This window comes from Pallidibacillus thermolactis, from assembly GCF_025660415.1.
GTDB lineage: Bacteria > Bacillota > Bacilli > Bacillales > Caldibacillaceae > Pallidibacillus > Pallidibacillus thermolactis.
On the sequence record NZ_JAOUSE010000002.1, the window covers coordinates 26,631 to 52,166 of the forward strand.

Annotated in this window: 22 protein-coding genes; all 22 read right to left on the reverse strand. The window is 35.5% G+C overall.

The genetic code is table 11. The annotated features are described in order from the left end of the window. Position 1: 1 nt before the first annotated feature. Positions 2–1,051 carry an ABC transporter permease gene (locus tag OEV82_RS01005; protein WP_317630468.1) on the reverse strand — a complete coding sequence of 350 codons (1,050 nt, stop codon included), beginning with the start codon at positions 1,049–1,051 and terminating at the stop codon, positions 2–4. Next, positions 1,044–2,621 (reverse strand): ABC transporter ATP-binding protein, encoded by a 1,578-nt coding sequence (locus OEV82_RS01010; protein ID WP_263060726.1) that lies wholly within the window; start codon positions 2,619–2,621, stop codon positions 1,044–1,046. The genes OEV82_RS01005 and OEV82_RS01010 overlap by 8 nt, the downstream gene beginning before the upstream one ends. 210 nt (positions 2,622–2,831) lie before the next feature. Then, on the reverse strand, positions 2,832–3,920 hold the full coding sequence (locus OEV82_RS01015) for a BMP family lipoprotein (RefSeq protein WP_317630469.1): 1,089 nt from the start codon (positions 3,918–3,920) through the stop codon (positions 2,832–2,834). Between the two features lie 452 nt (positions 3,921–4,372). Next, positions 4,373–6,679, reverse strand: coding sequence for an FtsK/SpoIIIE family DNA translocase (locus OEV82_RS01020; RefSeq protein ID WP_263060727.1), 2,307 nt, complete (start codon positions 6,677–6,679; stop codon positions 4,373–4,375). A gap of 141 nt (positions 6,680–6,820) precedes the next feature. Then, positions 6,821–7,033 (reverse strand): YlzJ-like family protein, encoded by a 213-nt coding sequence (locus OEV82_RS01025; protein WP_173661465.1) that lies wholly within the window; start codon positions 7,031–7,033, stop codon positions 6,821–6,823. Next, on the reverse strand, positions 7,030–7,740 hold the full coding sequence (locus OEV82_RS01030; protein WP_263060795.1) for a ClpP family protease: 711 nt from the start codon (positions 7,738–7,740) through the stop codon (positions 7,030–7,032). The genes OEV82_RS01025 and OEV82_RS01030 overlap by 4 nt, the downstream gene beginning before the upstream one ends. A 111-nt stretch (positions 7,741–7,851) precedes the next feature. Continuing rightward, positions 7,852–9,525: a ribonuclease J gene (locus tag OEV82_RS01035; protein ID WP_173661461.1), complete on the reverse strand. Its 1,674-nt coding sequence runs from the start codon at positions 9,523–9,525 to the stop codon at positions 7,852–7,854. Between the two features lie 362 nt (positions 9,526–9,887). After that, positions 9,888–10,763, reverse strand: coding sequence for a 4-hydroxy-tetrahydrodipicolinate synthase (dapA, locus tag OEV82_RS01040; RefSeq protein WP_263060728.1), 876 nt, complete (start codon positions 10,761–10,763; stop codon positions 9,888–9,890). Between the two features lie 12 nt (positions 10,764–10,775). Next, positions 10,776–12,044 carry an aspartate kinase gene (gene dapG, locus OEV82_RS01045; RefSeq protein ID WP_173662311.1) on the reverse strand — a complete coding sequence of 423 codons (1,269 nt, stop codon included), beginning with the start codon at positions 12,042–12,044 and terminating at the stop codon, positions 10,776–10,778. A gap of 54 nt (positions 12,045–12,098) precedes the next feature. After that, positions 12,099–13,148, reverse strand: a complete 1,050-nt coding sequence (gene asd, locus OEV82_RS01050; RefSeq protein ID WP_263060729.1) for an aspartate-semialdehyde dehydrogenase — start codon at positions 13,146–13,148, stop codon at positions 12,099–12,101. Positions 13,149–13,338: 190 nt separating this feature from the next. Then, positions 13,339–13,932 (reverse strand): dipicolinate synthase subunit B, encoded by a 594-nt coding sequence (gene dpaB, locus OEV82_RS01055; RefSeq protein WP_173662313.1) that lies wholly within the window; start codon positions 13,930–13,932, stop codon positions 13,339–13,341. 3 nt (positions 13,933–13,935) lie between these two features. After that, on the reverse strand, positions 13,936–14,835 hold the full coding sequence (dpaA, locus tag OEV82_RS01060) for a dipicolinic acid synthetase subunit A (protein WP_173662316.1): 900 nt from the start codon (positions 14,833–14,835) through the stop codon (positions 13,936–13,938). Positions 14,836–15,034: 199 nt separating this feature from the next. Further along, a complete protein-coding gene (locus OEV82_RS01065; RefSeq protein ID WP_173662314.1) occupies positions 15,035–15,286 on the reverse strand; it encodes a YlmC/YmxH family sporulation protein in 252 nt (83 codons plus the stop codon). A gap of 117 nt (positions 15,287–15,403) precedes the next feature. Continuing rightward, the gene (locus OEV82_RS01070; protein WP_263060730.1) at positions 15,404–16,642 is read right to left on the reverse strand and encodes a M16 family metallopeptidase; all 1,239 of its coding nucleotides are present in this window, start codon (positions 16,640–16,642) and stop codon (positions 15,404–15,406) included. Positions 16,643–16,684: 42 nt separating this feature from the next. Continuing rightward, positions 16,685–17,647 carry a polysaccharide deacetylase family protein gene (locus tag OEV82_RS01075; RefSeq protein ID WP_173658231.1) on the reverse strand — a complete coding sequence of 321 codons (963 nt, stop codon included), beginning with the start codon at positions 17,645–17,647 and terminating at the stop codon, positions 16,685–16,687. A gap of 211 nt (positions 17,648–17,858) precedes the next feature. Continuing rightward, complete coding sequence (gene pnp, locus OEV82_RS01080; protein ID WP_173658230.1) at positions 17,859–19,967, reverse strand: polyribonucleotide nucleotidyltransferase; 2,109 nt, start codon at positions 19,965–19,967, stop codon at positions 17,859–17,861. Between the two features lie 195 nt (positions 19,968–20,162). Beyond that, positions 20,163–20,432, reverse strand: a complete 270-nt coding sequence (gene rpsO, locus OEV82_RS01085) for a 30S ribosomal protein S15 (protein ID WP_173658229.1) — start codon at positions 20,430–20,432, stop codon at positions 20,163–20,165. Between the two features lie 184 nt (positions 20,433–20,616). Next, complete coding sequence (locus tag OEV82_RS01090) at positions 20,617–21,564, reverse strand: bifunctional riboflavin kinase/FAD synthetase (protein WP_263060731.1); 948 nt, start codon at positions 21,562–21,564, stop codon at positions 20,617–20,619. 18 nt (positions 21,565–21,582) lie between these two features. Beyond that, positions 21,583–22,512: a tRNA pseudouridine(55) synthase TruB gene (truB, locus tag OEV82_RS01095; protein ID WP_173658234.1), complete on the reverse strand. Its 930-nt coding sequence runs from the start codon at positions 22,510–22,512 to the stop codon at positions 21,583–21,585. Between the two features lie 60 nt (positions 22,513–22,572). Continuing rightward, positions 22,573–22,938, reverse strand: a complete 366-nt coding sequence (gene rbfA, locus OEV82_RS01100) for a 30S ribosome-binding factor RbfA (protein WP_377701707.1) — start codon at positions 22,936–22,938, stop codon at positions 22,573–22,575. A 10-nt stretch (positions 22,939–22,948) separates the two neighbouring features. Next, positions 22,949–23,227: a DUF503 domain-containing protein gene (locus OEV82_RS01105; RefSeq protein WP_263060732.1), complete on the reverse strand. Its 279-nt coding sequence runs from the start codon at positions 23,225–23,227 to the stop codon at positions 22,949–22,951. After that, the gene (gene infB, locus OEV82_RS01110) at positions 23,224–25,536 is read right to left on the reverse strand and encodes a translation initiation factor IF-2 (protein ID WP_263060733.1); all 2,313 of its coding nucleotides are present in this window, start codon (positions 25,534–25,536) and stop codon (positions 23,224–23,226) included. The genes OEV82_RS01105 and infB overlap by 4 nt, the downstream gene beginning before the upstream one ends.

Consider the following 25,536-nt stretch of genomic DNA (forward strand, 5'->3'; position numbering starts at 1 on the left):
ATTATTTCACTCCTTTCTTTTTAGAAAACTTTTCATATAGCCATTGGAATAGATAACCACTTGCAACAAAAAAGATAATTATGGCAATTATAACTGTGATCATTTCTGATGGGATTTGAGCTGGCGGGTTTGGCATATTTAATGAACCATATTTTAATCCACCAAAAAGAATAGCACCGAAAACAACACCGATTGGATGGTTCGCACCCAAAACAGCTACAGCAATACCATCAAATCCAATCCCCGTTGTTCCTGTTTTTGTTGCTGCATATTCAAATGTTCCGAGACCTTCCATTGCCCCAGCTAAACCTGCTAAAAATCCTGAGATAACCATCGAGATGACAATGTTTCGTGATACATTCATCCCTGCATATTTTGAAGCATCCTGATTAAATCCAACCGATTTTAATTCATAGCCAAGTTTGGTTTTTTGTAAAATAAAATAAATAATAATAACAGCTATAATGGCAATAAAAATACCACCGTGCATCCTGGAATACATCGTGATTTCTTCAAAGAAAGGAATACGTAATGAAGCCGTTTCAGCAATCCGATCTGTCGTGTCCTTTCCAGCAATCCCACGTATTAGTGCATTTGTCACATGTAATGCTACATAGTTTAACATAATTGTGACAACAACTTCATTCACACCTAATCTTGCTTTTAAAATACCAGGTATAAATGCCCAAAGAGAGCCTGCGATTCCGGCAGCAAGTACAGCAAGCGGTATATGTATGACTGCTGGTAATTCAAAGGATAATCCAACCCAAACCGCAGCAAACCATCCGACGATTAATTGACCTTCAACTCCAATATTAAATAACCCCGTCTTAAAAGCAAAGGCTACCGCTAATCCAGATAAAATGTATGGTGTAATTTGTCGTACTGTCTCTCCAATAACATATGGGTCCCCAAAAATCCCTTCCCACAATTGTGTATAACCAACAATGGGATCATAACCACTTATGATCATAATAATAGCTCCAACAATTAGACCTAGTAAAATAGCTAGTACGGGTATAAAAAAAGTAACAAATCGTTTTTTATTCAATTTTCTCACCTTCTTTCACAGTTGGAGATTGTTTTTCTCCTGCTTTCGTCTTGTGTTTCCGCTGGATCTTTTGTCCTGCCATTAGCAATCCGAGTTCTTCTTCATTTGTTTCTTTCGGGTCAACAATATCAATGATTTGACCTTCAAATATCACAGCAATTCTATCGCTTACATTCATCACTTCATCTAGTTCAAAGCTAACAAGTAATACTGCTTTTCCGTTATCTCTTTGTTCAATTAAACGTTTATGAATAAACTCAATTGCACCAACATCTAGTCCACGGGTAGGCTGAGCAGCGATTAATAAATCAGGATCCCTTTCAATTTCCCTACCGATAATGATTTTTTGTTGGTTACCACCAGATAGTGCTCGTGCTGGTGTGTATTCACTTTGCGTACGAATATCATATTGCTTGATGAGTTCTCGTGCTTTTGAATATATTGCTTTATGGTTTAAAATCCCCATCTTTGAGAATGGTTTTTTATAGTAGGTTTGTAATGCGACATTTTCACCAACAGTAAAGTTAAGAACAAGACCATGACGATGACGATCTTGAGGAATATGTCCTAATCCTGATTCCGTTACTTTACGCGGTTTCAAATTCGTAATATTCTTACCATTCAGTTCAATTGTACCACTCTCTGCTTTGCGGAGACCGGTAATCGCTTCAATTAATTCTGTTTGACCATTCCCATCTACACCGGCAATTCCTAATATTTCACCACGATGAATTTCTAAATTTAATCGATTCACCTTTTCAGTACCACGGTAATCTTTAACTACCAAATTTTTCACTTTTAAAACCGGCTCTTTTGGTTCCGCTGGTTTTTTCTCCATCGAAAATATGACGTCTCGACCAACCATTAAACTCGCTAATTCAGTTGGATTTGTATCGGAAACATTTAATGTTTTTAATCCCTTTCCACGGCGGATAACGGTTACTCGATCAGCCACTTCCATAATTTCTTTTAATTTATGGGTAATTAGTATGATCGATTTGCCTTCTTTTACTAATCGTTTCATAATTTCCATTAATTCTGTTATTTCTTGTGGCGTTAATGCGGCAGTGGGTTCATCAAAAATTAAAATTTCAGCACCACGATATAAAGTTTTTAAAATTTCAACCCGCTGTTGCATACCAACGGAGATATCTTCTACCATGGCATACGGATCAACATCTAAACCGTACAAATTGGAAAGTCGCTTAATTTCTTTAGCAGCTTCTTTAATATTTACTTTTCCACCACGTGTTGGTTCCTTTCCTAGTATAATGTTTTCGGTAACGTTAAAAGTGTCAACTAACATAAAATGTTGATGAACCATTCCGATCCCTAAATCATTGGCTACATTTGGGTCGGTTATTTTAACTTTTTTACCTTTAACTTTTATTTCCCCACCATCTGGTTGATAAAGTCCAAATAACACGTTCATTAAAGTGGACTTCCCAGCACCATTTTCACCTAATAGCGCATGTATTTCACCTTTTTTTAATTGCAAGGTGATATTATCATTAGCGATGAAATTGCCGAACACTTTCGTTATATTCAGCATCTCAATTACATAATCCACATTAGTACCCCCATTCTTTTCCCATATTGAGCTATGTGTCATCTGATAAATGAATGCCTTATGATGAAAATAAAGCTTAAGCTTTTATTTGTGTGGCAAAGACACACATAAAAAAATAAATGTGATACATTTATTTTTTTATGCGTCCCTTTTCATAGGATAGGGATACAGCAATTACGCCGTATCCCTGGCATTATTTTTTAAATGCAATTACTGGTTTAAATATTCTGTCAATTCATCTTTATTTCCAGGTGGTGTTATTTCTCCATTACGAATTTTATCTTCATATTCTTTTACAGTATTTAATGTTTCTTCAGACATATGGTCACCTGTTGTCGATAAACTAACACCATTTTCAGCAAGTCCATACGTTAATACTTTTCCACCCGGGAAGTCTCCGTCTTTAGATTTTTCAATTACGTCTTGAACTGCAACATCAACGCGTTTCATTGCAGATGTTAAAGTAATATTGTATTCACCAACTTGTCCTTCTTCAAATTGGTCACTGTCAACACCAATTACCCAAATATTGGCATTAGGGTTACTCTCTTTTCTTTCTTTCGCTTCAGTAAAAACTCCATTACCAGATCCACCAGCTGCATGGAAGATGATGTCAACACCAGATGTATACATTTGGTTAGCAATTTGTTTCGCTTTATTTGCATCATTAAAGGAACCTACATATTTCACTTCAACATTGATGTCAGGATTTACAGCATGTACACCTGCTCTAAACCCATTTTCGAAACGATCAATAACATCACTTTCCATTCCGCCAACAAATCCAATTTTGTTCGTTTTCGTTTCTTTCGCAGCTGCAACCCCAGCTAAGAAAGCAGCTTCTTGTTCTTTAAACAAAACACTTACGACATTGTCTGATTCTACAACGGAGTCGACAATACCAAAATGTGCATCAGGATGTTGTTTAGCAATCTCATCAATTGGTTCTTGTAGTAAAAATCCAATTCCAAATATTAAATCGAAATTACGCCGAACTAGTGTATTTAAGTTTGGCATATAGTCGGCATCACCTTGGGATTCAAGATAATCAAAACCATTATCCCCTTTTTCTAAGCCATATTTTTCTCCATATGCTTGCAAACCTTCCCAAGCTGATTGGTTAAATGATTTATCGTCTACACCACCCATATCCGTTACCATAGCGACAGAGAAATTGTCTGTGCCGTTATCTTCTTTTTTTCCTTCATCAGACTTGTCATCTCCGCCACCACACGCTGCAAGAATCATACCAGCAACTAGGACAACGATGATCAAAAATGAAAGTTTACCTTTCTTCAAAAGAAAAACCCCCTAAAAATTTTTTAGTAGAAACATTATCATTTTCTGTAGTTTCTCGTTTTTCTTACATTTTAGTGAAAAACGATTACATTCCAGATCATGTTCTACTGCCAAGAATTACTATATCACGAAAAATAAAAATATGAAATACGAACTTTTAAGATTTTTTGTCAATATTTTTATGAAAATGTTTACAAACCTTTAATAACAACATATTTCTTGGCAATTTTTTTAGGAGGTTTTTTATTTTTTTTGCTATATACGAACAATCATCGAAAATCATCAATAATGTTTCGTTTTTTAGGTAAGAAAATAGTTTTCTAATAAAATATATTCTATGACGTTGTTCAATGAATAAGCTTGAAAAACTAGTATTTTAATTTAACAACACATTCATTAAAGTTCTTATTGTTATATCAAAAAAATAACGGACTGTTTTAAGCACAAATATTTTACATGCTCTTCATTTCATCATCTTCAGGTTTCGGTATTAATACGTGCCGTGGTTTACTGCCTTCATATGGACCGACAACCCCACGTTTTTCCATTTCATCGATTAGTCTCGCCGCCCGAGTGTAACCGATCCGAAATCTTCGTTGTAACATGGATACAGATGCAGTTTGTAATTCTGCAACTAATTGAACAGCCTCATCATATAATTCATCTTCAACATCATCATTTGTTTCTTGTGTTTCATCTGGTATCATATCCTCTTGATATTGTGCTTGTTGTTGTTGCGTGACAAAATTTACGACTTCTTCAACTTCTTCATCCGATAAAAAAGCACCTTGTATTCGTACTGGTTTCGATTTACCTGCTGGAAGGAAAAGCATGTCACCGCGACCTAGTAATTTTTCCGCCCCTCCCATATCAAGAATCGTCCTTGAATCAGTTTGTGAACTTACAGCAAAGGCAATGCGAGAAGGAATGTTCGCTTTAATGACGCCTGTAATGACATCAACTGATGGCCTTTGGGTTGCTATAATCAGATGAATCCCAGCTGCACGAGCCATTTGTGCAAGTCTTGTTATGGCATCTTCAACATCAGAAGGGGCAACCATCATAAGGTCAGCTAATTCATCAACAATCACAATGATAAATGGTAATAGTGGCTGCTTTTCTCCTGTTTCTGCATTATGTTTGCGAATATGTTCATTATATCCTTCAATATTTCTTGTACCTGATGCTGAAAATAATTCATAACGTCGTTCCATTTCATTAACAACTTTTTTCAGTGCCTGTGATGCTTTTTTTGGATTTGTGACAACCGGTGCTAATAAATGTGGTACACCATTGTACACATTCAGTTCCACCATCTTTGGATCAATCATCATCATTTTTACTTCATGTGGCTTCGTTCTCATTAATATACTGGTAATAATACCATTAATACAAACGCTTTTACCTGAGCCTGTCGCACCCGCAATGAGTAAATGGGGCATTTTATTTAACTCAGCTAAAACGACATCTCCTGTAATATCTCGTCCTAAACCGATTAAAAGCTTTTTATCAAGACGGTCAAAACTTCCTTCTAACACTTCCCGCAAAGTTACAACGGCAATTTCTGAATTAGGTACTTCAATACCAATCGCCGACTTACCAGGAATCGGTGCTTCCATTCGTATATCTTTAGCAGCTAACGCTAAAGCAATATCATCCTGAAGACTAACAATCTTACTTACTTTTACACCTACATCTGGATGGACTTCATACTTTGTTACTGCTGGGCCGATGTGAACTTGGGTTACACGTGCTTTTACACCAAAACTTTGAAATGTTCGTTCTAGTTTCGCAGCATTGGCATGAACTAATTCGTATTCACCACTTTGGTCTGTTTGCTTTGGATATTTTAATAGCGAAATAGGTGGTAATTGATAATCTACATTTTCCACCTCAGAAAAATTCATCGGCATTGGTTCATCGCCGTCATCACGTTCCCTTTCATTTTCATTTACCCTTTCTGTTTCTTCTACTTCACGTATTGTTCGTTCAGCAAAGTTTGAAATAATTGGCTCCTCTATTACTTCTTTTTCCATTTCCTCACTATTTTCTTCTAATTCTGTTTGCTTCTGTCGTTTACTTCTTTCATTTACTGCTTCTGCTTGACGTTCTTCACGTTTTACCTTCCATTTTTGTACATCACCTTTGATTTCATCCGTTGTTTTAATCAGGAAGGCTTTTATTCGTAGGTATGCATGATGTAAAAATTCACTGAAAGATTTTCCTGTCAATAATAATAAACCGACAATAATGGAAACATAAGCAATCATTTTTGCACCGGTCGATTCGAACAACACAAAAAGCAGTGCAAAAAAAACCGCACCGATTAATCCTCCGCCTAAATCAACGGTTGAACTTTCATTCAATAAGTCATCCCAAAACAATTCCCATGTATTTTTTATGACACTCGGGCTTTGTATAATCCCTTGTTTAGTCAAAGGGTCAAATAAAGCAATGTGTGTTAATAATAATATTGCAATAAATATAATATAAATACCGACAAGCCTACGATTGGAAAACTTCGGCCATTCACGCTTCCATATTAAATATATACTTAATACGATAAGCCCTAACGGTAAAATGATATACCATTCACCAGCAATGAAACGGAAGAAATGAACAAGCCCCCTACCTACTAAACCTAAATTCAGAATGGAAATAATAGATAAAGCTAGTAATATAAGTGAGCCTGCTTCAAATTTAATTGTTTGTTTTAATTTTGTTTGACTTTTTCTCCTTCTTTTTTTTCTTTTCGCCATATGTATCACCTAGTCTTTCTACTCAAAAAGATGAGGCTGTCTACAGCTCTTCTTGATTAGACTCTGTTGGACAGCCTCTTTTCGTTATTATATCATAATCGACTTTTTTAGAAATATTTAACATATGCTAGTTAAAAAAATTTACCAGATTCGCATTGTAGCTCCAGGATAAATTTGCTCATGTAAATAATGTTCAGGATCGGTACTCATGACTTTTGTTATTTTCCATTCCATGTTATTCAAAGGTTGTGCAGCAACTGGTATCCCTTGATAGATAAACAATTGTTCGGTATTTTCTTCCATTTCCGTTGATTGTAATAAAAGTTCTGGTGGTACGATTGTATGTATGATCATTGGACAATCCCATCCTCACTATTCTTTTTTAATTCAATTAACTCATTTAATTTTTTCATCGCTTGTCCAATGCCACCAACTTCATTAATCAATCCATATTTAACCGCATCTGTCCCAACGACATTCGTTCCGATATCTCTTGTCAAATTACCTTTAGCAAACATTAAATCTTTAAAGGTCTCTTCCTGTATTTTCGAATGTTTTGTTACAAAGGAAATGACACGATCTTGCATTTTGTCCATATATTCAAAGGTTTGAGGTACACCAATGACAAGACCGGTTAAGCGGATGGGATGGATCGTCATGGTTGCAGTCTCCGCTATAAAACTATAATCACAACTTACAGCAATTGGAACACCGATTGAATGTCCACCACCAAGAACAATCGACACGGTTGGTTTAGAAAGAGAAGCTAACATTTCAGCGATTGCAAGCCCTGCCTCTACATCGCCTCCAACCGTATTTAATATCACGAGCAATCCTTCAATTTTCGGGTTTTGTTCAATAGCTACAATTTGCGGTATAACATGTTCATATTTTGTCGTTTTATTTTGCGGCGGTAACTGCATATGACCTTCAATTTGACCGATTATTGTTAAACAATGAATATTCGAGTCCTTCGTCATTTGTGGCGTGTTCGTTTGACCGAGTTGCTGGATTTTTTCAATCAAAGGATTTGACGGTTTTTGTTCTTCTTTTTGTGGCATTTCTTGATTATTTTTATTTTCACTCATTACTGAAAAACTCCTTCCAAACATGATATTTTTAGTATGAGCGAGTTTTAAAGATTTCATGCTTTGGAAGGAGTAACGGTTTATTTAAATTTCCATAATAATTGGGATAATCATTGGACGACGTTTCGTCTTATTAAATAAATAGCCATTTAATGAATCACGAATTTCCTGTTTAACATTAGACCATTCAAAAAATTGACCTCTTAAATTTTTCTCTACAATTTCTTTCACGAGTTTGGTCGCTTGTCCCATTAGTTCTTCAGATTCACGAACATATACAAATCCACGGGATATGATTTCTGGACCAGAAGCAATTTTCTTTTCATCACGATTAATGGTTACGACAACGATAAAAATTCCATCTTGTGATAGCATTTTTCGATCGCGTAATACGATATTTCCTACATCTCCAACTCCGCTACCATCGATTAATATATTCCCTGCAGTAACACGCCCATTGGCACGAATCTTGCCATGCTTAATTTCAATCACATCTCCCTTTTCAGGAATAAAAATATTTTCACTCGGAATTCCCATATGTTCAGCAATCTGAGCGTGACTAACCAACATTTTATATTCGCCATGAATAGGAACAAAAAATTTCGGTTTCATTAAATTTATCATTAACTTTAACTCTTCTCGTCTTCCATGACCACTAACATGTACTCGTTTACCACTGATAACATTTGCACCGGCACGATATAACATATCAACCGTTCGAATTAAAAATTGTTCTCCACCACGATGAGGAGAGGCAGCAATAATGACGGTATCACCTTTTTGAATCTGGATCTGATTATAAGATCTTTTCACCATCATTTGCAATGCTTCTAAGGGTTCACCTTGGTTCCCAGACATTAATACAACTACTTTATTATCAGGATATTCACCTAAATTGTTTGGGACTATAATTAAATTTTCAGGTACATATAAATATCCGTTTTTTGCAGCCATCTGAAAGATATGATGCAAAGCACGTCCAACGATGGCTACTTTTCGTTCTGATTTATAAGCAGCATTGATTAGTCTTTGAATGGCATTAATTTGCGAAGCATAACAAGCAAAGATAATTCTACTCTTAGCACGTTTAAATACATCATCGAGTTCCTTTGCAACTGTAATTTCGGACGGTGTATAACCTTCTTTCTCGGATTCTGTACTATCTGATAATAAACATAAGACACCACGATCTCCTATCTTTGTCATCTTACTAATATGGGCACGGTATAATGGATCTGCACTCTGATCAAATTTAAAATCTCCGGTATACACAATATTTCCTTCACTCGTTTCAATACAAATTCCAACGGCATCTGGGATACTGTGGTTCACATGGAAAAATGTGATTTTTGCGTGTTCAAAGGTTAATTGTGTATTTTCTTTAACCTCTCGAAAATCAATTTTCAACGATAATCCATGTTCTTTAAGTTTAATCTTCGTCAAGGCTAATGTTAACCTTGTCCCGTATACAGGAACATCAATTTGTCTCAATATATAAGGTATCGCTCCAATATGATCTTCATGTCCGTGTGATAAAAAGATACCTCGAATCCGATTTTTATTCTCAACTAAATATGAATAATCTGGAATGACAATATCAATACCGAACATCTCATCTTCTGGAAACATAAGTCCTGCATCAATGACAAATAAGTCATCATGGACTTCTACAACATACATATTTTTTCCAAGTTCTCCCACTCCCCCTAAACAAAGGATTTTAATGGACTTTGCGAATTCATTAACCAAGAAAAACATCCTCCTGTAAAGTTATAAATTTATCTTGCTTCAACGGGCAACGTCGATTCATCTGTACTTTAGCCCGATTCGCTACGAGTAATTATGTAATCTCTATTTTCGTTACTTCCATATTTACCGCAATCATAAAAAGTGAATGTTCTCATATTTCCAAAAGTGCCTACAGATATATTAAAAACATTTCTTATATTATACTATAACGATTTCAACTTTTCGTAACTTAATTATATATGATTATATATTAAGCCTTTTACTCAAGGGTTTGTCAACTTTCTTTCTGAAAATGTTCTCATTTTACATAAATAAAAAAAGCCATTCCGTAAATACGAATGGAGTCATTTTTACGGAACAGCCTATAATTTTTACTCTATTGTTTGGAGTAGTTTAGTAAGTTCGCTTCTTTCATCTTCCGCTAAAGGGACAAGGGGCAGACGAACACTACCAACATTTATTCCTTTAATTTGAAGTGCAGTTTTCACCGGCACAGGACTTGGTGCTTTGAAAAGCCCTTTCATCAACGGTAATAATTTTTGATGTAATTTTGCTGCTTTTCTATGATCACCTGCTAAAAATGCTTGAATCATTTGTTTCATCTCATTCCCTATGATGTGGGAAGCAACAGAAACAACACCAGCTCCACCAATAGCCAATACCGGTAGGGTGAATCCATCATCTCCACTATACAGTTCAAAGTCATCCGGCGTGTTGGCAATTATTTCTGTCATTTGATCTAAATTACCGCCCGCTTCTTTTATCGCTTTTATGTTTGGAATCTCACTCAAACGAATAACAGTTTCTGGTTCAATATTAACGACAGAGCGGCCAGGTATATTGTACAACATAATCGGTAAATCAGTATTTTCAGCAATCGTTTTAAAATGTTCATATAAACCTGCTTGATTCGGTTTATTGTAATACGGAGCAACAAGTAAAATGCCATCTACTCCAATTTTTTCTGCCTTTTTCGTTAATTCAACAGATTCTCTCGTATTGTAGCTGCCTGTACCGGCAATAACGGGAACACGTTTGTCTACTACTTTTACAGTATGTTCAAACAACGCGATTTTTTCTTCTTTCGATAATGTTGGTGATTCACCCGTTGTACCAGATACAACTAATGCATCTGTACCATTGTTAATTAAGTACTCAATTAATCGTGTTGTTTTATGAAAGTCAATATTTCCTTTTGCATCGAAAGGTGTCACCATAGCAGTGGCTATTCGACCAAAATTAGCCATTTAAATCACTCCTCAAGTCGTTTTAAAAGAACTATGTTCGTCAATAGAAAAAGCATCTTTTTCAACGTCTTCTAATTGAAAAGCATCATGTAATGCATTGACAGCTTTTTCTAAATCATCTTTTTTAATTAGCACCCAAATGGTTGTATAACTATCAGCTGATTGTAATATACGAATACCTTGCTCTGAAAGTGCTGAAACGATTTTGGAAGCAACACCTGGAACACCAGTAATACCAGCTCCGACAACAGAGACTTTGGCACAATTTCTTTCAAGTACTGGATTATAGCCTTTATCCAACAAAATTTTCTCAGCTTTTTCCGCTAATTGATCTTTTACTGTGTAAACTACATTATTTGGTGAAATATTAATAAAGTCAACAGAAATCTGTTCATTCGCCATTGCACGGAATACTTCTTCTTGCATATTCATTTGCCCCTGTTTTGCCTCAACGTTTATTTGTGTCACATCAGAAACATGGGCAATTCCTGTTACTAATCGCTCTTTAATGTCCATGCCTTGTTGGATCCGAGATAATTTCGTAACTAGTGTACCTGGTGCATCTGAGTAGGTTGACCGTACATGAATTGGTACATCCGCCTGCATTGCAATTTCGACTGCACGAGGATGAATGACTTTTGCACCTTGGTAGGCTAGATTACTAATCTCATTATACGTTACGACAGAAAGTGGACGGGCTTTATTTGTTACCCGTGGATCAGCAGTCATCACACCTTCAACATCGGTAAATATATCAATCCACTCCGCTTTTAATGCGGCACCTAGCGCAGCAGCTGTCGTATCACTACCACCTCTACCAAGCGTTGTGATATCTCCTTTTACCGTAGCACCTTGAAATCCTGCAACAACAACCGCATCCAGATTTTCTAATTCTTTTAATATACGATTTGGATCGATTTCTAAAATTTTTGCATTTGTAAAATCATCATTCGTTATAAATCCTGCCTGTGCACCAGTAAATGCTGCTGCCTTGATATCGTTATGGAGTAACATGTTCGTAAATACGACTGATGAGATAATTTCTCCACAGGACATTAATAAATCTTGTTCCCGCTTATCGATCTTTGTCTTTTCGCCATCAACTAAACTGAGAAGTGTATCGGTTGCATAAGGGTCTCCCATTCTACCCATTGCTGATACAACAATAACCGTTTTATAACCAGAACTTATTGCTTTTTTTATGTGTTGTAAAGCATGTTTTCTATTTTCTTCCGTTCGGACAGACGTTCCACCAAACTTTTGGACAATTATTTTATTCATAAAACACCTCTGGAAATCATACTCTTGTTTGAAGTTGATATGTCTTCTATTACATCATTTGCGAACTAAACCTAGTTTAATTAAGCTCTCAGCTATTTGAACTGAATTTAAAGCTGCACCTTTTAATAAGTTATCGGAAACAACCCACATATGAAATCCTTTATCTTCATCTAGATCTTTCCGTATTCTGCCAACAAAAACACCATCTTGACCAACTGCTGTGGTAGCTAACGGATAAAGTTGTTCACGAGTATCATCCTGTAATACAACACCAGGAGAAGTTGAAAGTAGTTGTTTTATCTCAGTAACTTCTACATTTTCTTTTTCAACTTCAAAATATACCGATTCAGAATGACCAGTCTCAACCGGAATACGAACACATGTTGCTGAAACTTGTAAATTTGGTAAATGCATAATTTTTTTCGTTTCATTTATCATTTTCATTTCCTCAAAAGTAAATCCGTTTTCTTGGAATACATCAATTTGAGGGACGGCATTAAAAGCGATTTGATAGTGCTTTTTATCACTTTTTACAGGTAAAATTTCCGGTCGTACTTCATTACCTTCTAAAACATCCTTTGTTTGGCGATACAATTCATCAACGGCTTGTGCTCCAGCCCCGCTGACTGCTTGGTAAGTAGAAACGATGACTCGATTTAAACCGTATTTTTGGCGAATTGGTTCTAACGCAACAACCATTTGAATTGTTGAACAGTTTGGATTTGAGATAATTCCTTTATGATTTTTCAAATCTTCTTCATTTACTTCCGGAACCACTAATGGTACATCTGGGTCCATTCGAAATGCACTTGTATTATCAATAACAACAGCACCACGTTTAACTGCTTCATGGGCGAGTTGTTTTGAAACACTTCCTCCTGCTGAAAATAAGGCAATATCAACACCTTCAAAACTTTCAGGCTTGGCCTCTTGAACGACGATCGTTTCTTCCTTAAATTGAATTTTTTTTCCCGCAGAACGAGAAGAAGAAAGCAACGTTAATTGTTTAATAGGAAAATCACGGTCTTGTAAAACTTTGATCATTTGTGTACCTACCGCTCCAGTTGCTCCAACTACTGCAACATAAAATCCAAATTTCGTCATTGTCTTAACCCCTTCCGCTAATGTTAATCTCTTGTTAAAAAAGAGGAAATCGGATATATTTTTCCGATCCTCTTAATTTCCAAATTTACCATAACTTTGAATTTAACTTTTATTTTACCACACTCTATCAAAATATAAATATACTTTCTAAAAAACATTCTTATTAGCGGTATAAGTTTAGGGAAGTATTTTATTTATTATAACGTTCGATTAATACTGGTTGTAATTGTTTATGCTCTAAAGCAGCTTCGACAGCTGGGATTAGCTGGTCCATATCAGCTACCATAGACTTTGGTTTTTTTAACGGATCATCTTGCCCGAACGGAATAAAGAAAATATCTTTTGCAGCCATGAGTCGCATTAAGTTCACACCATTTAATCCTAAAGCATCGTTTGTAGAAATTCCTAGTACAATCGGTCTATGATTTCTCATTGTAGCCTTTGCTGCCATAAGTACCGGGCTGTCTGTAATCGCATTAGCTAATTTACTCATTGAAGCTCCTGTTAGTGGCGCAATAACCATGCAATCTAAAGGGTTCCGAGGACCCAAGGGCTCTACGGCAACGATGGAATCTAATACTCTTTTGCCTGTTATCTGTTCCACTTTTGCAACCCAATCTTCCCCTCTACCAAAACGAGTCGTCGTATTTTTTACGGTTTGGGTAACAATAGGTACAACCTCAGCTCCCGCTGCAACAAGCTTTTCAATTTGGGGTACAACTTCCTCATAAGTACAATGGGAACCTGTAATTCCAAATCCAATTCTCTTTCCTTTTACTTCCATTTTTTAAGTTGACTCCTTCCTTTTCATTAAATCTTCTTTCATTAATTCAGCCAAAACATTGGCTAATATTTGGCCTGCCGTTTTTGGAGCAACAATACCTGGTAAACTTGGGGTGAGTATGGCTTTTATCCCTCGTTTTTCTGCATAACGAAAATCTGTTCCACCTGGCTTTGAGGCGATATCAATAATGAGGGTATGGTGTGGCATTTTTGAGATGACACTTGCAGTGACAATTAAATGGGGAATTGTATTGATTACGATATCAGCATCTTTAACAATTTGTTCAAGATCCTTTAAATGAAAAGACTCAAGTCCCATTTCCTCAATTCTGGCAATATGTTCCTTACGTCGAGCACCAACTCTTACTTTTGCACCTAACGAATGAAATACTCGGGATATCGTCATTCCATTTCTTCCAAAACCTAAAACTACTGTTTTCGACCCATGAATGGTAAAATCCGTATGCTGTATTACCATCATTAGTACGCCTTCAATCGTTGGGATCGAATTATATATAGCAACATCATCACGTTCAAATAATAATTCTAATTTTCGATTTGACTTTTGAATAATTTCATCTAAATAAGCATTTGAAATTCCAGAATAAATGGTGCAATGGGATGGTGTTTTCTTTAAGATTTCTTCGGTCAGCACTACTTTCTCATTAGAAAAAATCGTATCCACTTCTCCGGTTAAATTCGTTCCTGCAACAGGTAAAATAATGGCATCAATTTCTTTTAAATTTATTTCACTCAGTTTTTCTTTAACAGCACCTGTAAAGGAATGGTCTAATTGTTCAAATCCGATTAGAAATAATTTGGCATCGAGTTCGTTCAGTTTCCGAATGATTTCGATCTGTCTTGCATCTCCTCCAATAACAGCGATCTGTAAACCTGTTAACATAAATAAATTCCACCTTCTTCGATGCATTATTATCAAATTTGTCATCGTATTCTTTCCTATACTATGTTTTTGCTGAGGTTTTGTGATTGTATAATTTAGATGAAAATATAACATTTGCTAAAAATATGAAAGTCTGACCCCTACAACCGCTTCTTCTAAGTCGGTGTAAAAGTCAGACTAAAATATTTTTCATTATATTTTAATTATCTAACTCTTCATCTGGAAAATCGATGATAATCATATCCGTTCCAATTTTTTTAATGTATTTCCATGGGACGCGTATTTCTCCACTAGACTTACGGAATTGAAACCATTTACCAGTTGGAATGATTAAAGCAACAATTTGACCTGTTTGTTCATTAATTTCTAAGTCGGTTTGCCCTAACACACCTAATCGTTCTGCTTTTTTTATATCGACAATTTCTTTACCACCTAATTCACTTAACCGCATTTCGCTCACCCTTTCCTGTCCTTCTTTTTATAATGTATTATGCAAGTTTGCATTTTAGAATTAGTTGGACAAGGAAAAATGCAGACTGTATCTAGTCTGCATGTGTTTATGTTTATTTTATTGTAATGCTTTTGGAAGTTTGCCATCAGGGCTAATTAAGGCGACAGAGAACTCTTTTGTAAAGATTCTTTTCGCCATCCGATTAACATCCTCTTTTGTAATCGAATCTATCAATTCAATCATTTGATCTGGTGTTCGATGTTCACCTAATAATAATTCATTTTTACCGTTTCGACTCATCCGACTATTCGTTCCTTCAAGACCTAGCATTAAATTCCCTTTTAATTGTTCTTTTGTATTTATCAGTTCTTTTTCAGTAATTCCATCGTGAACAAATGTATCAAGTGTGTATTGAATAGTATCAAATAGTAGATCTAATTGGTCAGCACCTGTTCCACCATAAATCGCAACAATACCGCTATCTTCAAAAGATGAATGATAAGAAAAAATTGAGTAAGCAAGTCCCTTTTGTTCACGAACTTCTTGGAATAATCGACTACTCATGCTTCCACCTAAAATATTGTTAGCAATAATTAAATGGTAAATATCATCACTACCAATTGGTAACCCCTCAAACCCTAAGCATAGGTGAACTTGCTCTGTATCCTTTTTCCTAGTAAGACAGTTTTTATTGAATACCGGCTTCATTTTCTTATCCTCTGATGTACCGGCTTCATATGAGCCAAATATTTCTTCAATTTCTTGAATAAATGAGTCCGTTATATTTCCAGCTACAGAGATAACAACATTCTCAGGTGTATATGTACTGTGAATATATTGTTTTAACATATCATTGGTAAAAGATTGTAATGTTTCTTCCGTTCCTAAAATTGGATAACCTAAAGGATGATTTTCATAAATCGCTTTACTAAGTAAATCATGGACGATATCATCTGGTGTATCTTCATACATTTTTATTTCTTCAAGTACAACTTTTCTTTCTTTTTCCAATTCTTTTTCATCGAAAACTGAATTAAAGAACATGTCTGAAAGTACTTCTAACGCATAAGATGCATGGGTATCTAATACTTTCGCATAAAAACATGTGTATTCCTTAGATGTAAAGGCATTCACTTGCCCACCGATACGATCAAAGCTTTCCGCAATTTCTTTAGCAGAACGTGACTTCGTCCCTTTGAAAAACATATGTTCAATAAAATGAGAAATTCCATTTATTTCCGGGCTTTCATTGCGTGAACCAGTCTTTACCCAGATTCCAATCGCTACAGATCGTAATATCGGCATTTCTTCTAGTATGATGCGAACACCATTTTTGCAAGTATATTTTTTTATCAAGTATATTTCCTCCTAATGTTGTTTTTTTAAACTTCGAACAAATTAATTCATAATTCTCTTTTCATCTAACAAGTTAGAAATGGTTCCTAAACGATATCCTTCATCTTTTATTTTTGTTAATAATGTATCCAGTGCTTTAGAAGTTGATTCAGTTGGGTGTGCAAGAATAATTGCACCATTGTGAAGTTGTTTTGTCACACGTTGTATTAATGTTTGTGGAGGAGGATCTTTCCAATCAATCGTATCAATTGACCACATAATCGTTTCCATATTCATATCATGAGCAATCTTGACAACCTGATCATTGTAACTACCGCTAGGAGGTGCAAATAAGGTTGGTGTTTTCCCAATCGTTGCTTTAATAATTTCATTTGTATCATGCAATTGTTTTTTTATTTTTTCTGCACTCAACTGTTTCATATCTGGATGAGAATATGAATGATTACCTATTTCGTGCCCACCTTCGTAGATCATACGAACAAAATTCGGATTTTCTTTCGCCCATCTGCCCTCGATAAAAAAAGTAGCATACACACTATGCTTTTTCAATGTAGCTAAAATTGATGAAAGATATTCATTACCCCACGCAACATTAAATGTAATGGCTATCATTGGCTTTTCTGGGTGTCCTTTAAAAATAGGAGATGCTGGTAAATCTTTAAGGTGAACTTTTGGTTTAATTTGTTCAAATACTAATTCTTCTTCTACGAAAACGCCATCATCTCTCATATTTTCAAAGGATGCGTTAATATTAACTGCAATTCCATTATAACCTGGAATTTTTTTCCACACCTTATCAATTTTAGCATCTTGAGGTGGAATTTCATACTCAGACGCTTTCTTTTCAATTTCGGAATATAGACTATCTTTACTAGCTGAAACATCTATTACATCTGATCTTAACTTTTTAACGTATTTAGTAGTAAACGGATTTTGAACAATAAAAAAAGCAATAATTGGAATAAGTAATAGAAGTACGATGCGCATTATCGGAAATTTTTTCATAAACATTCCTCCCTAAATCATAATATGTACAAATGGGACAAGATAGAACGTTTATGAAAAAAACAGATTTTTATTGTTCAACAATTCACATAATAATTTATAATATTAAAAACGGACCTTACTCTAAATGAGAAAGTCCTGTCATTATGGATTTTATGGGGTGATCCAAAAGGATTTCCCCATTCATTCTATTGATTTTATTCTCGCAAAATTATTGATTGTTCTTCTTTTGTTCCCGTAATACAGCTTTACGAGATAAATTTATACGCCCTTGTTTATCAATATCCGTTACTTTAACTAATATCTCATCACCGATCGATACAACATCTTCCACTTTTCCAACACGTTCCTCTGCAAGTTCGGAAATATGAACAAGTCCATCTTTACCACTAAATATTTCAACAAAGGCACCGAATTTTTCAATTCGTTTTACTTTACCAAGATAAATTTGACCCACTTCAACTTCACGAACGATATTTTCAATAATTTTTCTTGCTTTATCGTTTGCAGATTGATCAACCGATGAAATATACACTGTACCATCTTGTTCAATATCGATTTTAACACCAGTTTCTTCAATAATTTTTTTCACATTTTTCCCACTTGGTCCTATGACATCACCAATTTTTTCTGGATTAATATGCATTGAAGTAATTTTCGGTGCATAAATTGATAATTGTTTCCGAGGTTCGCGAATGGTCGATAACATGTGTTCAAGTATTTCCGCACGACCTTTTTTCGCTTGTTCCAATGCTTCTTTAATAATTTCCCTTGTTATACCTTCAATTTTTATATCCATTTGTAATGCTGTAATACCTTTAGACGTACCAGCAACTTTAAAGTCCATATCACCTAAGTGGTCTTCCATCCCTTGAATATCAGATAAAATGGTGTAATGTTCACCAGACATAACAAGTCCCATTGCAATTCCTGATACTGGAGCTTTAATCGGAACACCTGCATCCATTAAAGCAAGGGTCGAACCACAAATGCTAGCTTGTGATGAAGATCCATTCGACTCTAAAACTTCAGATACAAGACGGATCGTGTATGGAAAGTCCTTTTCAGACGGGATAATTGGTTCTAATGCACGTTCCCCTAATGCACCATGACCGATTTCTCTTCTACCTGGAGATCCCATGCGACCAGTTTCACCAACTGAAAATGGTGGGAAGTTGTAATGATGCATAAACCGTTTCGATTCTTCTAGTCCGATTCCGTCCAAGATTTGAACATCACCAAGCGCACCTAGTGTACATACACTTAAAGCTTGCGTTTGTCCTCGCGTAAATAAACCGGAACCATGAGCCCGTGGTAAAATCCCGACAGCAGAAGAAAGTGGTCGTATCTCATCAACTTTTCGACCGTCTGGGCGAATCTTTTCAACTGTAATTAAACGACGTACTTCTTCTTTTACAATTTTATCTAACACATGATGAACTTGTTTAATCGTTTCTTCATCCGCTTCTTGTTCTTCATACTTTGTCAAAACTTTTTCTTTGACTGCATTAATTGCATCTTCCCGCGCATGTTTTTCTTGTACTTGAATTGCTTCAATCATTTCTTTTTCGCAAAGTCCACGAACTGCTGATTCAATTTCAGAATCAATTTCAAATAAGGTAACTTCCATCTTTTCTTTACTGCACGCTTTAACAATTTCTTCTTGGAAGGCAATCAGACGTTTAATTTCTTCATGGGCAAACATAATGGCATCTAACATTGTTTCTTCTGATACTTCATTTGCACCAGCCTCAACCATGTTTATGGCATCTTTTGTACCAGCAACGGTTAAATGCATTTCACTTCTTTCCGCCTGTTCAACAGTTGGGTTTATCACGAATTCACCATCCACTAATCCTACAACAACGCCTGCAATAGGACCTGAAAACGGAATATCTGAAATGGATAAAGAAACGGAAGCACCGAGCATAGCAGCCATTTCCGGTGAACAATCTTGATCCACACTCATGACCATTGCTACAACTTGTACTTCATTACGGAATCCATCTGGAAATAACGGACGGATTGGTCGGTCAATTAAACGAGATGAAAGTGTAGCATGTTCACTTGGTCTACCTTCCCGTTTTATAAAACCACCAGGTATTTTACCTACAGCATATAATCTTTCTTCATAATTCACTGTTAGTGGAAAGAAGTCAACGGCTTTCGCTTCTTTTGAAGCGGTTGCTGTAACAAGTACAGCACTTTCTCCGTAACGAATTAGACAAGAACCATTTGCTTGTTTAGCAAGTTGTCCAATTTCAACAACAAGTGGACGTCCTGCCCATTCGAAGGAAAATGTTTGTTTTTCACTCTCCATAAAAATAATATCTCCTTTCTTAATCATACAAAAACATTTAAGATCTTATTATGTATTGTAAGCAATACAGGATTTCTCAAACGATAAGTTTTTGGTATATATATATTTTGACATATTTACTCGTATTTTTAATTATGTAATTTAAGTAATTTAAAAATTTGCTAACAAAAAAGCGGGAAAATTCCCGCTTTTGTTTTATCTGCGTAGTCCTAGTTTGTTAATTAACTCACGGTAACGTTGTACGTCTTTATTACGCAAATAAGCTAATAGATTACGACGTTTACCAACCATTTTCATTAAACCACGACGAGAATGGTGGTCTTTTTTATGAGTTTTTAAATGCTCATTTAAAAGGTTGATCTTTTCTGTTAGGATAGCAATTTGAACTTCTGGAGAACCAGTATCTCCTTCATGAGTTCTGTATTGCGCAATAATCTCATTTTTACGTTCTTGTGTCAAAGCCATTGATGTTCACCTCCTATTTATTCAACATCCCCTCAACCTAGCAAATCGTCGGAGTAGTCGAAATGCCAAGCAAAGGTTCATATCACGGTATTAAGAATACTATTTTTTTCGTTAATTTGCAAGTCTAAATTTAGAAATCAATATATCTAAATATAGTTTAACCAAACGAACACAAACTCAGACATTAAGAACTTACTTGGTTAAAATAATTTCTTGTTTCTTGTACATCTTGTTTGATTTGTTCAATCAATGCTTCAATTGAGTCAAATTTCAATTCATCACGTAAGTATTTTCGCCATTCTAAAATGACACTTTGACCATAAATATCATCATCGAAATCGAGTAAATATACTTCAACAAATCTTTTTGTTTTTTCATCGTTAAAAGTAGGATTATATCCTATACTTGCAACACCGTTAACCCAAGTACTATTGACATATAACCTTACAACATATACACCGTTTTTTGGATAAATATAACGATCATCAATTTGTAGATTGGCTGTAGGAAATCCTAATTTTCTTCCCCGCTTTTCTCCATGGATAACATAGCCTTCCATCGTATAATATCTTCCTAAATAATGTTTCGTTTCTTCCACGTTACCTTCGGAAATAAGTGACCGTATAATGGTTGAACTGATTTTATTATTATTTTTTGTTACTTTCTCAACAGTCGTAGCTTTAAAATGACCTTTGCCATGTTGTTCAATCGTTTTCATCGTACCTTTACCAAATTTACCATATGTATAATCAAACCCAGCTGTTAGATGTTTCACGTTCAACTGAATAATATAATTATCAATAAAATCTTCAGGCAAAAATGAGGCGAATTCCCTCGTAAACGGTACAATAAATAAATAGTCAATTCCGAGCTCTTCTATCCTTCTTATTTTTTCATCAAGTAGTGTGATATATTTTACGTTTTCTGGATGTTTACTAAGTACTTCTTTTGGTGAAGGATCAAAGGTCATAACGGCACTTTTCCAATTGTTCTCGTCAGCGATTTTTTTAGCTGTTAAAATCACTTGTTGATGCCCAATATGTACACCATCAAAAAAACCGATGGCAAGAGAGAGTGGTGGTAGATCTTTACTCGTTAATTTATTTGGTATTTCTAATCTTATGACTTTCACTGTTTTACGCACCTTTCATTATTCGAAGACTAAAACTCGATCAGGCTTCATCATTCCAACTTTTGTTGGATGTTGCTTATATATAGCAATAACTTTTCCTTGATAGATTATGGCTATAGGGCCTTCGTAATTTTCGAATGGTTCCGGAATGGGAAGTACCGCTCCATTTCTTACTCTACTAGCTAATGTATCATGAATTTCTAATTTCGGCAATTCATTTAGAGCGACTTCGATTGGTAACAAAAGATCATCTATATTATCCGTATCCAATTTATCTTCGATTTCGGTAAAGGTAAAACAGTCCTGTTGTCTAATACCTGCTGAAGCAATACGAACCAGATTTGACATATGAGCAGGATAACCCAGTTGCTCGCCGATCATTACCGCTAACGTTCGGATATATGTTCCTTTACTACAATTAACTTTAATTGAAAATCGAATGGTATCCCCAGTAAATATTTCCTTATCATCTAATAAGGTTAGTTCATATATTGTGACGCGCCTTTTCGGTCTTTCAACTGAAATTCCTTCTCGTGCATATTCATACAATCGTTTCCCTTTTACTTTTACCGCAGAAAACATTGGTGGAATCTGTTCAATTTCTCCTGTTAGTTGATTAAGCACTGCTAGTAATTCATCACGTTTTATAGGTTTAGCGATTTTTTTCTGTTTAACAACTTCTCCGTCCGCATCTTCAGTTGTAGTAGAAACACCAATCGTTACTTCTCCAATGTAACTTTTTCCTGCGTCTGTTAAATATTGGACTACTTTTGTAGCCTGTCCTACACAAATTGGTAAAACACCCGTTACATTTGGATCTAATGTTCCTGTATGTCCAACCTTTTTCGTTTTCAACCATTTTCTAATTTTCATGACACAGTCGTGGGATGTCATGCCAGCTGGCTTCCATAATGGAAGAATACCATTTAATTCTTTTTTCTCTTGCATAAAATTACCGATCACCTCACTTGAAAAAAAGGGCTGACTCAAAGTCAGACCCTACAAAGTTTATTCATCTTCTTTATTTTCTTCACGCTGAATTTGATTTAGTAATGTCTCAATCCGATTTCCATAATCAATCGATTCGTCAAATTCAAAAAAGATTTCAGGTGTTTTACGAAGTCTGATCCGCTTCCCTATTTCAGAACGGATAAATCCTTTCGCCTTTGATAGGCCAATTAACGTTTCTTCTTTTTTCTTATCGTCTCCTAGAACCGAGATAAAAACCGTTGCTTGTTGAAGATCTCCACTTACTTCCACATCTGTCACTGTTACAAATCCAACTCTAGGATCTTTAAGTTTGCGACTAATGATATCACTTAATTCCTTTTTCATTTGTTCGCCAACTTGTTTTGACCGAATAGACAAATTCATCACCTCTAAATTAAAGCCACTCAATATGAGTTAACGTTCTTTCTATCTCTGGAAAAGAGTCAATTAATGTTAATGTTTTTTGAAACTCTTGTTCCGCTATTACTTTCGATGAGGCTACGGTCACTATTTTGATCGTTGTCCGTTGCCAAACGTTTTGATAATCCGTTTCTGCTATGGATACATTAAATTGATTACGAATTCTCGCCATAACACGTTTTAAAACGGAACGTTTTTCTTTTAATGATTGGGCATCATATATGAAACATTCAATTTCAGCGGCCAAAATCATTTCGGTGTAACTTCCTCCATTATATATGCTTCAATGATGTCTCCTTCTTTAATATCATTAAAGTTTTTAATGGTTATACCACATTCATAACCTTGGGCCACTTCTTTTACATCATCTTTATATCGTTTTAATGTATCAATTTCTCCTTCAAAAATAACAATTCCGTCTCGAATTAAACGAACTGAACTGTCACGTGTAATTTTTCCATCTGTAACATAAGAACCAGCAATCGTACCGACTTTAGATACTTTAAATGTCTGTCTAACTTCTACCTGACCAATGACTTTTTCTTCATATTCAGGGTCAAGTAAACCTTTCATCGCTTGTTCAATTTCTTCGATAGCTTTATAAATAATCCGGTGTAAACGAATATCAACATTTTCCTGCTCAGCCATACTTTTTGCATTTGGAGTCGGACGAACATTAAATCCAATAATGATGGCATTTGAAGCAGTTGCCAAAATGATATCAGATTCAGTAATCGCTCCAACACCATTATGAATAATATTTACTTTTACACCTTCAACATCAATTTTTTGTAATGATGCTGTTAATGCTTCAACAGTTCCTTGTACATCCGCTTTTACAATGATGTTTAATTCTTTAATATCGCCTTGTTTCATTTGCTCAAACAACTTATCTAGGCTAACTCGTGCTGTCTCATTACGTGTTTCTTGTAATGCTTTTTGGGCACGAGCTTCTCCTACTTGGCGAGCTGTTTTTTCATCATCAAAAACAACAAAACGATCTCCGGCTTGCGGAACTTCATGAAGTCCAGTAATTTCAACTGGAGTCGATGGGCCAGCTTCTTTTACTCGTCTTCCGAGATCATTGACCATCGCTCGAACACGGCCAAACGTATTTCCTACTACAATCGGATCTCCAACTTTTAACGTTCCATTTTGAACAAGTAACGTAGCAACAGAACCCCTTCCTTTATCAAGTTTTGCTTCAATGACTGTACCGTAGGCATTTCGATTTGGGTTTGCTTTTAACTCTTCCATTTCACTCACAAGCAAGACCATCTCTAATAATTGATCTATTCCTTCACCTGTTAAAGCAGAAATCGGAACAAAAATAGTGTCGCCGCCCCAATCTTCAGCAATTAATCCATGTTCAGTTAGCTCTTGCATTACACGATCCGGGTTAGCTGTCGGTTTATCAATTTTATTAACAGCAACAATAATTGGTACTTCTGCTGCTTTTGCATGGTTAATTGCTTCGACTGTTTGTGGCATAACTCCATCATCAGCGGCAACAACTAATATGGTTAAATCGGTAACCTTCGCACCGCGTGCACGCATTGTAGTAAATGCAGCGTGTCCTGGAGTGTCAAGGAATGTGATTTTCTTGCCATCGGACTCAATTTGATAAGCACCAATATGTTGTGTAATTCCACCTGCTTCGCCTTGTGTAACTTTAGAATGACGAATGGAATCTAAAAGTGTTGTTTTCCCATGGTCAACGTGTCCCATAATTGTAACGACAGGTGGACGTTCCGTTAATTCTTCAGGTGAATCTTCTGTAATGAAAGCCTCTAAATCGGACACATCTAAACTTACTTTTTCTTCTACTTCTACCCCATACTCACTTGCAATGAGTTCAATGGCATCTTTATCTAAGTCTTGGTTAATCGTAGCCATTACTCCTAGCATAAATAATTTTTTAATAATCTCAGATGGTTCACGATGTAATTTTTTCGCTAATTCGCCAACAGTAAGTGAATCTGTATACGTAATTTTTTTCGGTAATTCTTTTTCTTTTTTCGGAGCAGGATTTTGCGTAACTTGTTTTTGTTGATTATTTTTCTTATTTCCTGCTTTTCCTTTACCTTTATTTTTATTACGATTAAACGCTTTTTTCTCTTTTGATTTGAATTCTTGATCGTATTTTTTTCCTTCTTTTGTTTTAGGTGCTGTTTTCACTTTTTCTTTTGTTGGTGCAACCACATCATCTAATTCATCTTGATCAGCAATCACACCTGGTTTCACTTTTTTTGGAACAGGTTTCACTTTTGCTGGTGCTTTCTTAGCTGGTTTCATTTTTTGTGCTGGTTTATGATTCGCATGTTTATTATGAGAGTTTACTTGATGATTTGATTTTTCACGCTTATCATTTGAATTTTTATTTTCTTTTTCAGTTACAGGTTTCGTATAACCGAAGGATTGATCCAATTGTCGTATCACATTTTCTTCAATTGTCGTCATATGATTGGAAACTTCGATATTTAATTGTTTTAATTTTTCAATGACATCTTTACTGGTTAAATTATTTTTTTTGGCATATTCATATACGCGCATTTTTGTCAT

What these genes read in the sequence shown, in the direction of transcription:
- OEV82_RS01020 (WP_263060727.1), bottom strand. Translation starts at nt 6,679, where the DNA reads ATGGCGAAAAGAAAAAAAAGAAGGAGAAAAAGTCAAACAAAATTAAAA.
- OEV82_RS01025 (WP_173661465.1), bottom strand. Translation starts at nt 7,033, where the DNA reads ATGATCATACATACAATCGTACCACCAGAACTTTTATTACAATCAACG.
- OEV82_RS01030 (WP_263060795.1), bottom strand. Translation starts at nt 7,740, where the DNA reads ATGCCACAAAAAGAAGAACAAAAACCGTCAAATCCTTTGATTGAAAAA.
- OEV82_RS01035 (WP_173661461.1), bottom strand. Translation starts at nt 9,525, where the DNA reads ATGTTTTTCTTGGTTAATGAATTCGCAAAGTCCATTAAAATCCTTTGT.
- dapA (WP_263060728.1), bottom strand. Translation starts at nt 10,763, where the DNA reads ATGGCTAATTTTGGTCGAATAGCCACTGCTATGGTGACACCTTTCGAT.
- dapG (WP_173662311.1), bottom strand. Translation starts at nt 12,044, where the DNA reads ATGAATAAAATAATTGTCCAAAAGTTTGGTGGAACGTCTGTCCGAACG.
- asd (WP_263060729.1), bottom strand. Translation starts at nt 13,148, where the DNA reads ATGACGAAATTTGGATTTTATGTTGCAGTAGTTGGAGCAACTGGAGCG.
- dpaB (WP_173662313.1), bottom strand. Translation starts at nt 13,932, where the DNA reads ATGGAAGTAAAAGGAAAGAGAATTGGATTTGGAATTACAGGTTCCCAT.
- dpaA (WP_173662316.1), bottom strand. Translation starts at nt 14,835, where the DNA reads ATGTTAACAGGTTTACAGATCGCTGTTATTGGAGGAGATGCAAGACAG.
- OEV82_RS01065 (WP_173662314.1), bottom strand. Translation starts at nt 15,286, where the DNA reads ATGCGGTTAAGTGAATTAGGTGGTAAAGAAATTGTCGATATAAAAAAA.
- OEV82_RS01075 (WP_173658231.1), bottom strand. Translation starts at nt 17,647, where the DNA reads ATGAAAAAATTTCCGATAATGCGCATCGTACTTCTATTACTTATTCCA.
- pnp (WP_173658230.1), bottom strand. Translation starts at nt 19,967, where the DNA reads ATGGAGAGTGAAAAACAAACATTTTCCTTCGAATGGGCAGGACGTCCA.
- rpsO (WP_173658229.1), bottom strand. Translation starts at nt 20,432, where the DNA reads ATGGCTTTGACACAAGAACGTAAAAATGAGATTATTGCGCAATACAGA.
- truB (WP_173658234.1), bottom strand. Translation starts at nt 22,512, where the DNA reads ATGCAAGAGAAAAAAGAATTAAATGGTATTCTTCCATTATGGAAGCCA.
- rbfA (WP_377701707.1), bottom strand. Translation starts at nt 22,938, where the DNA reads ATGAATTTGTCTATTCGGTCAAAACAAGTTGGCGAACAAATGAAAAAG.
- OEV82_RS01105 (WP_263060732.1), bottom strand. Translation starts at nt 23,227, where the DNA reads ATGATTTTGGCCGCTGAAATTGAATGTTTCATATATGATGCCCAATCA.
- infB (WP_263060733.1), bottom strand. Translation starts at nt 25,536, where the DNA reads ATGACAAAAATGCGCGTATATGAATATGCCAAAAAAAATAATTTAACC.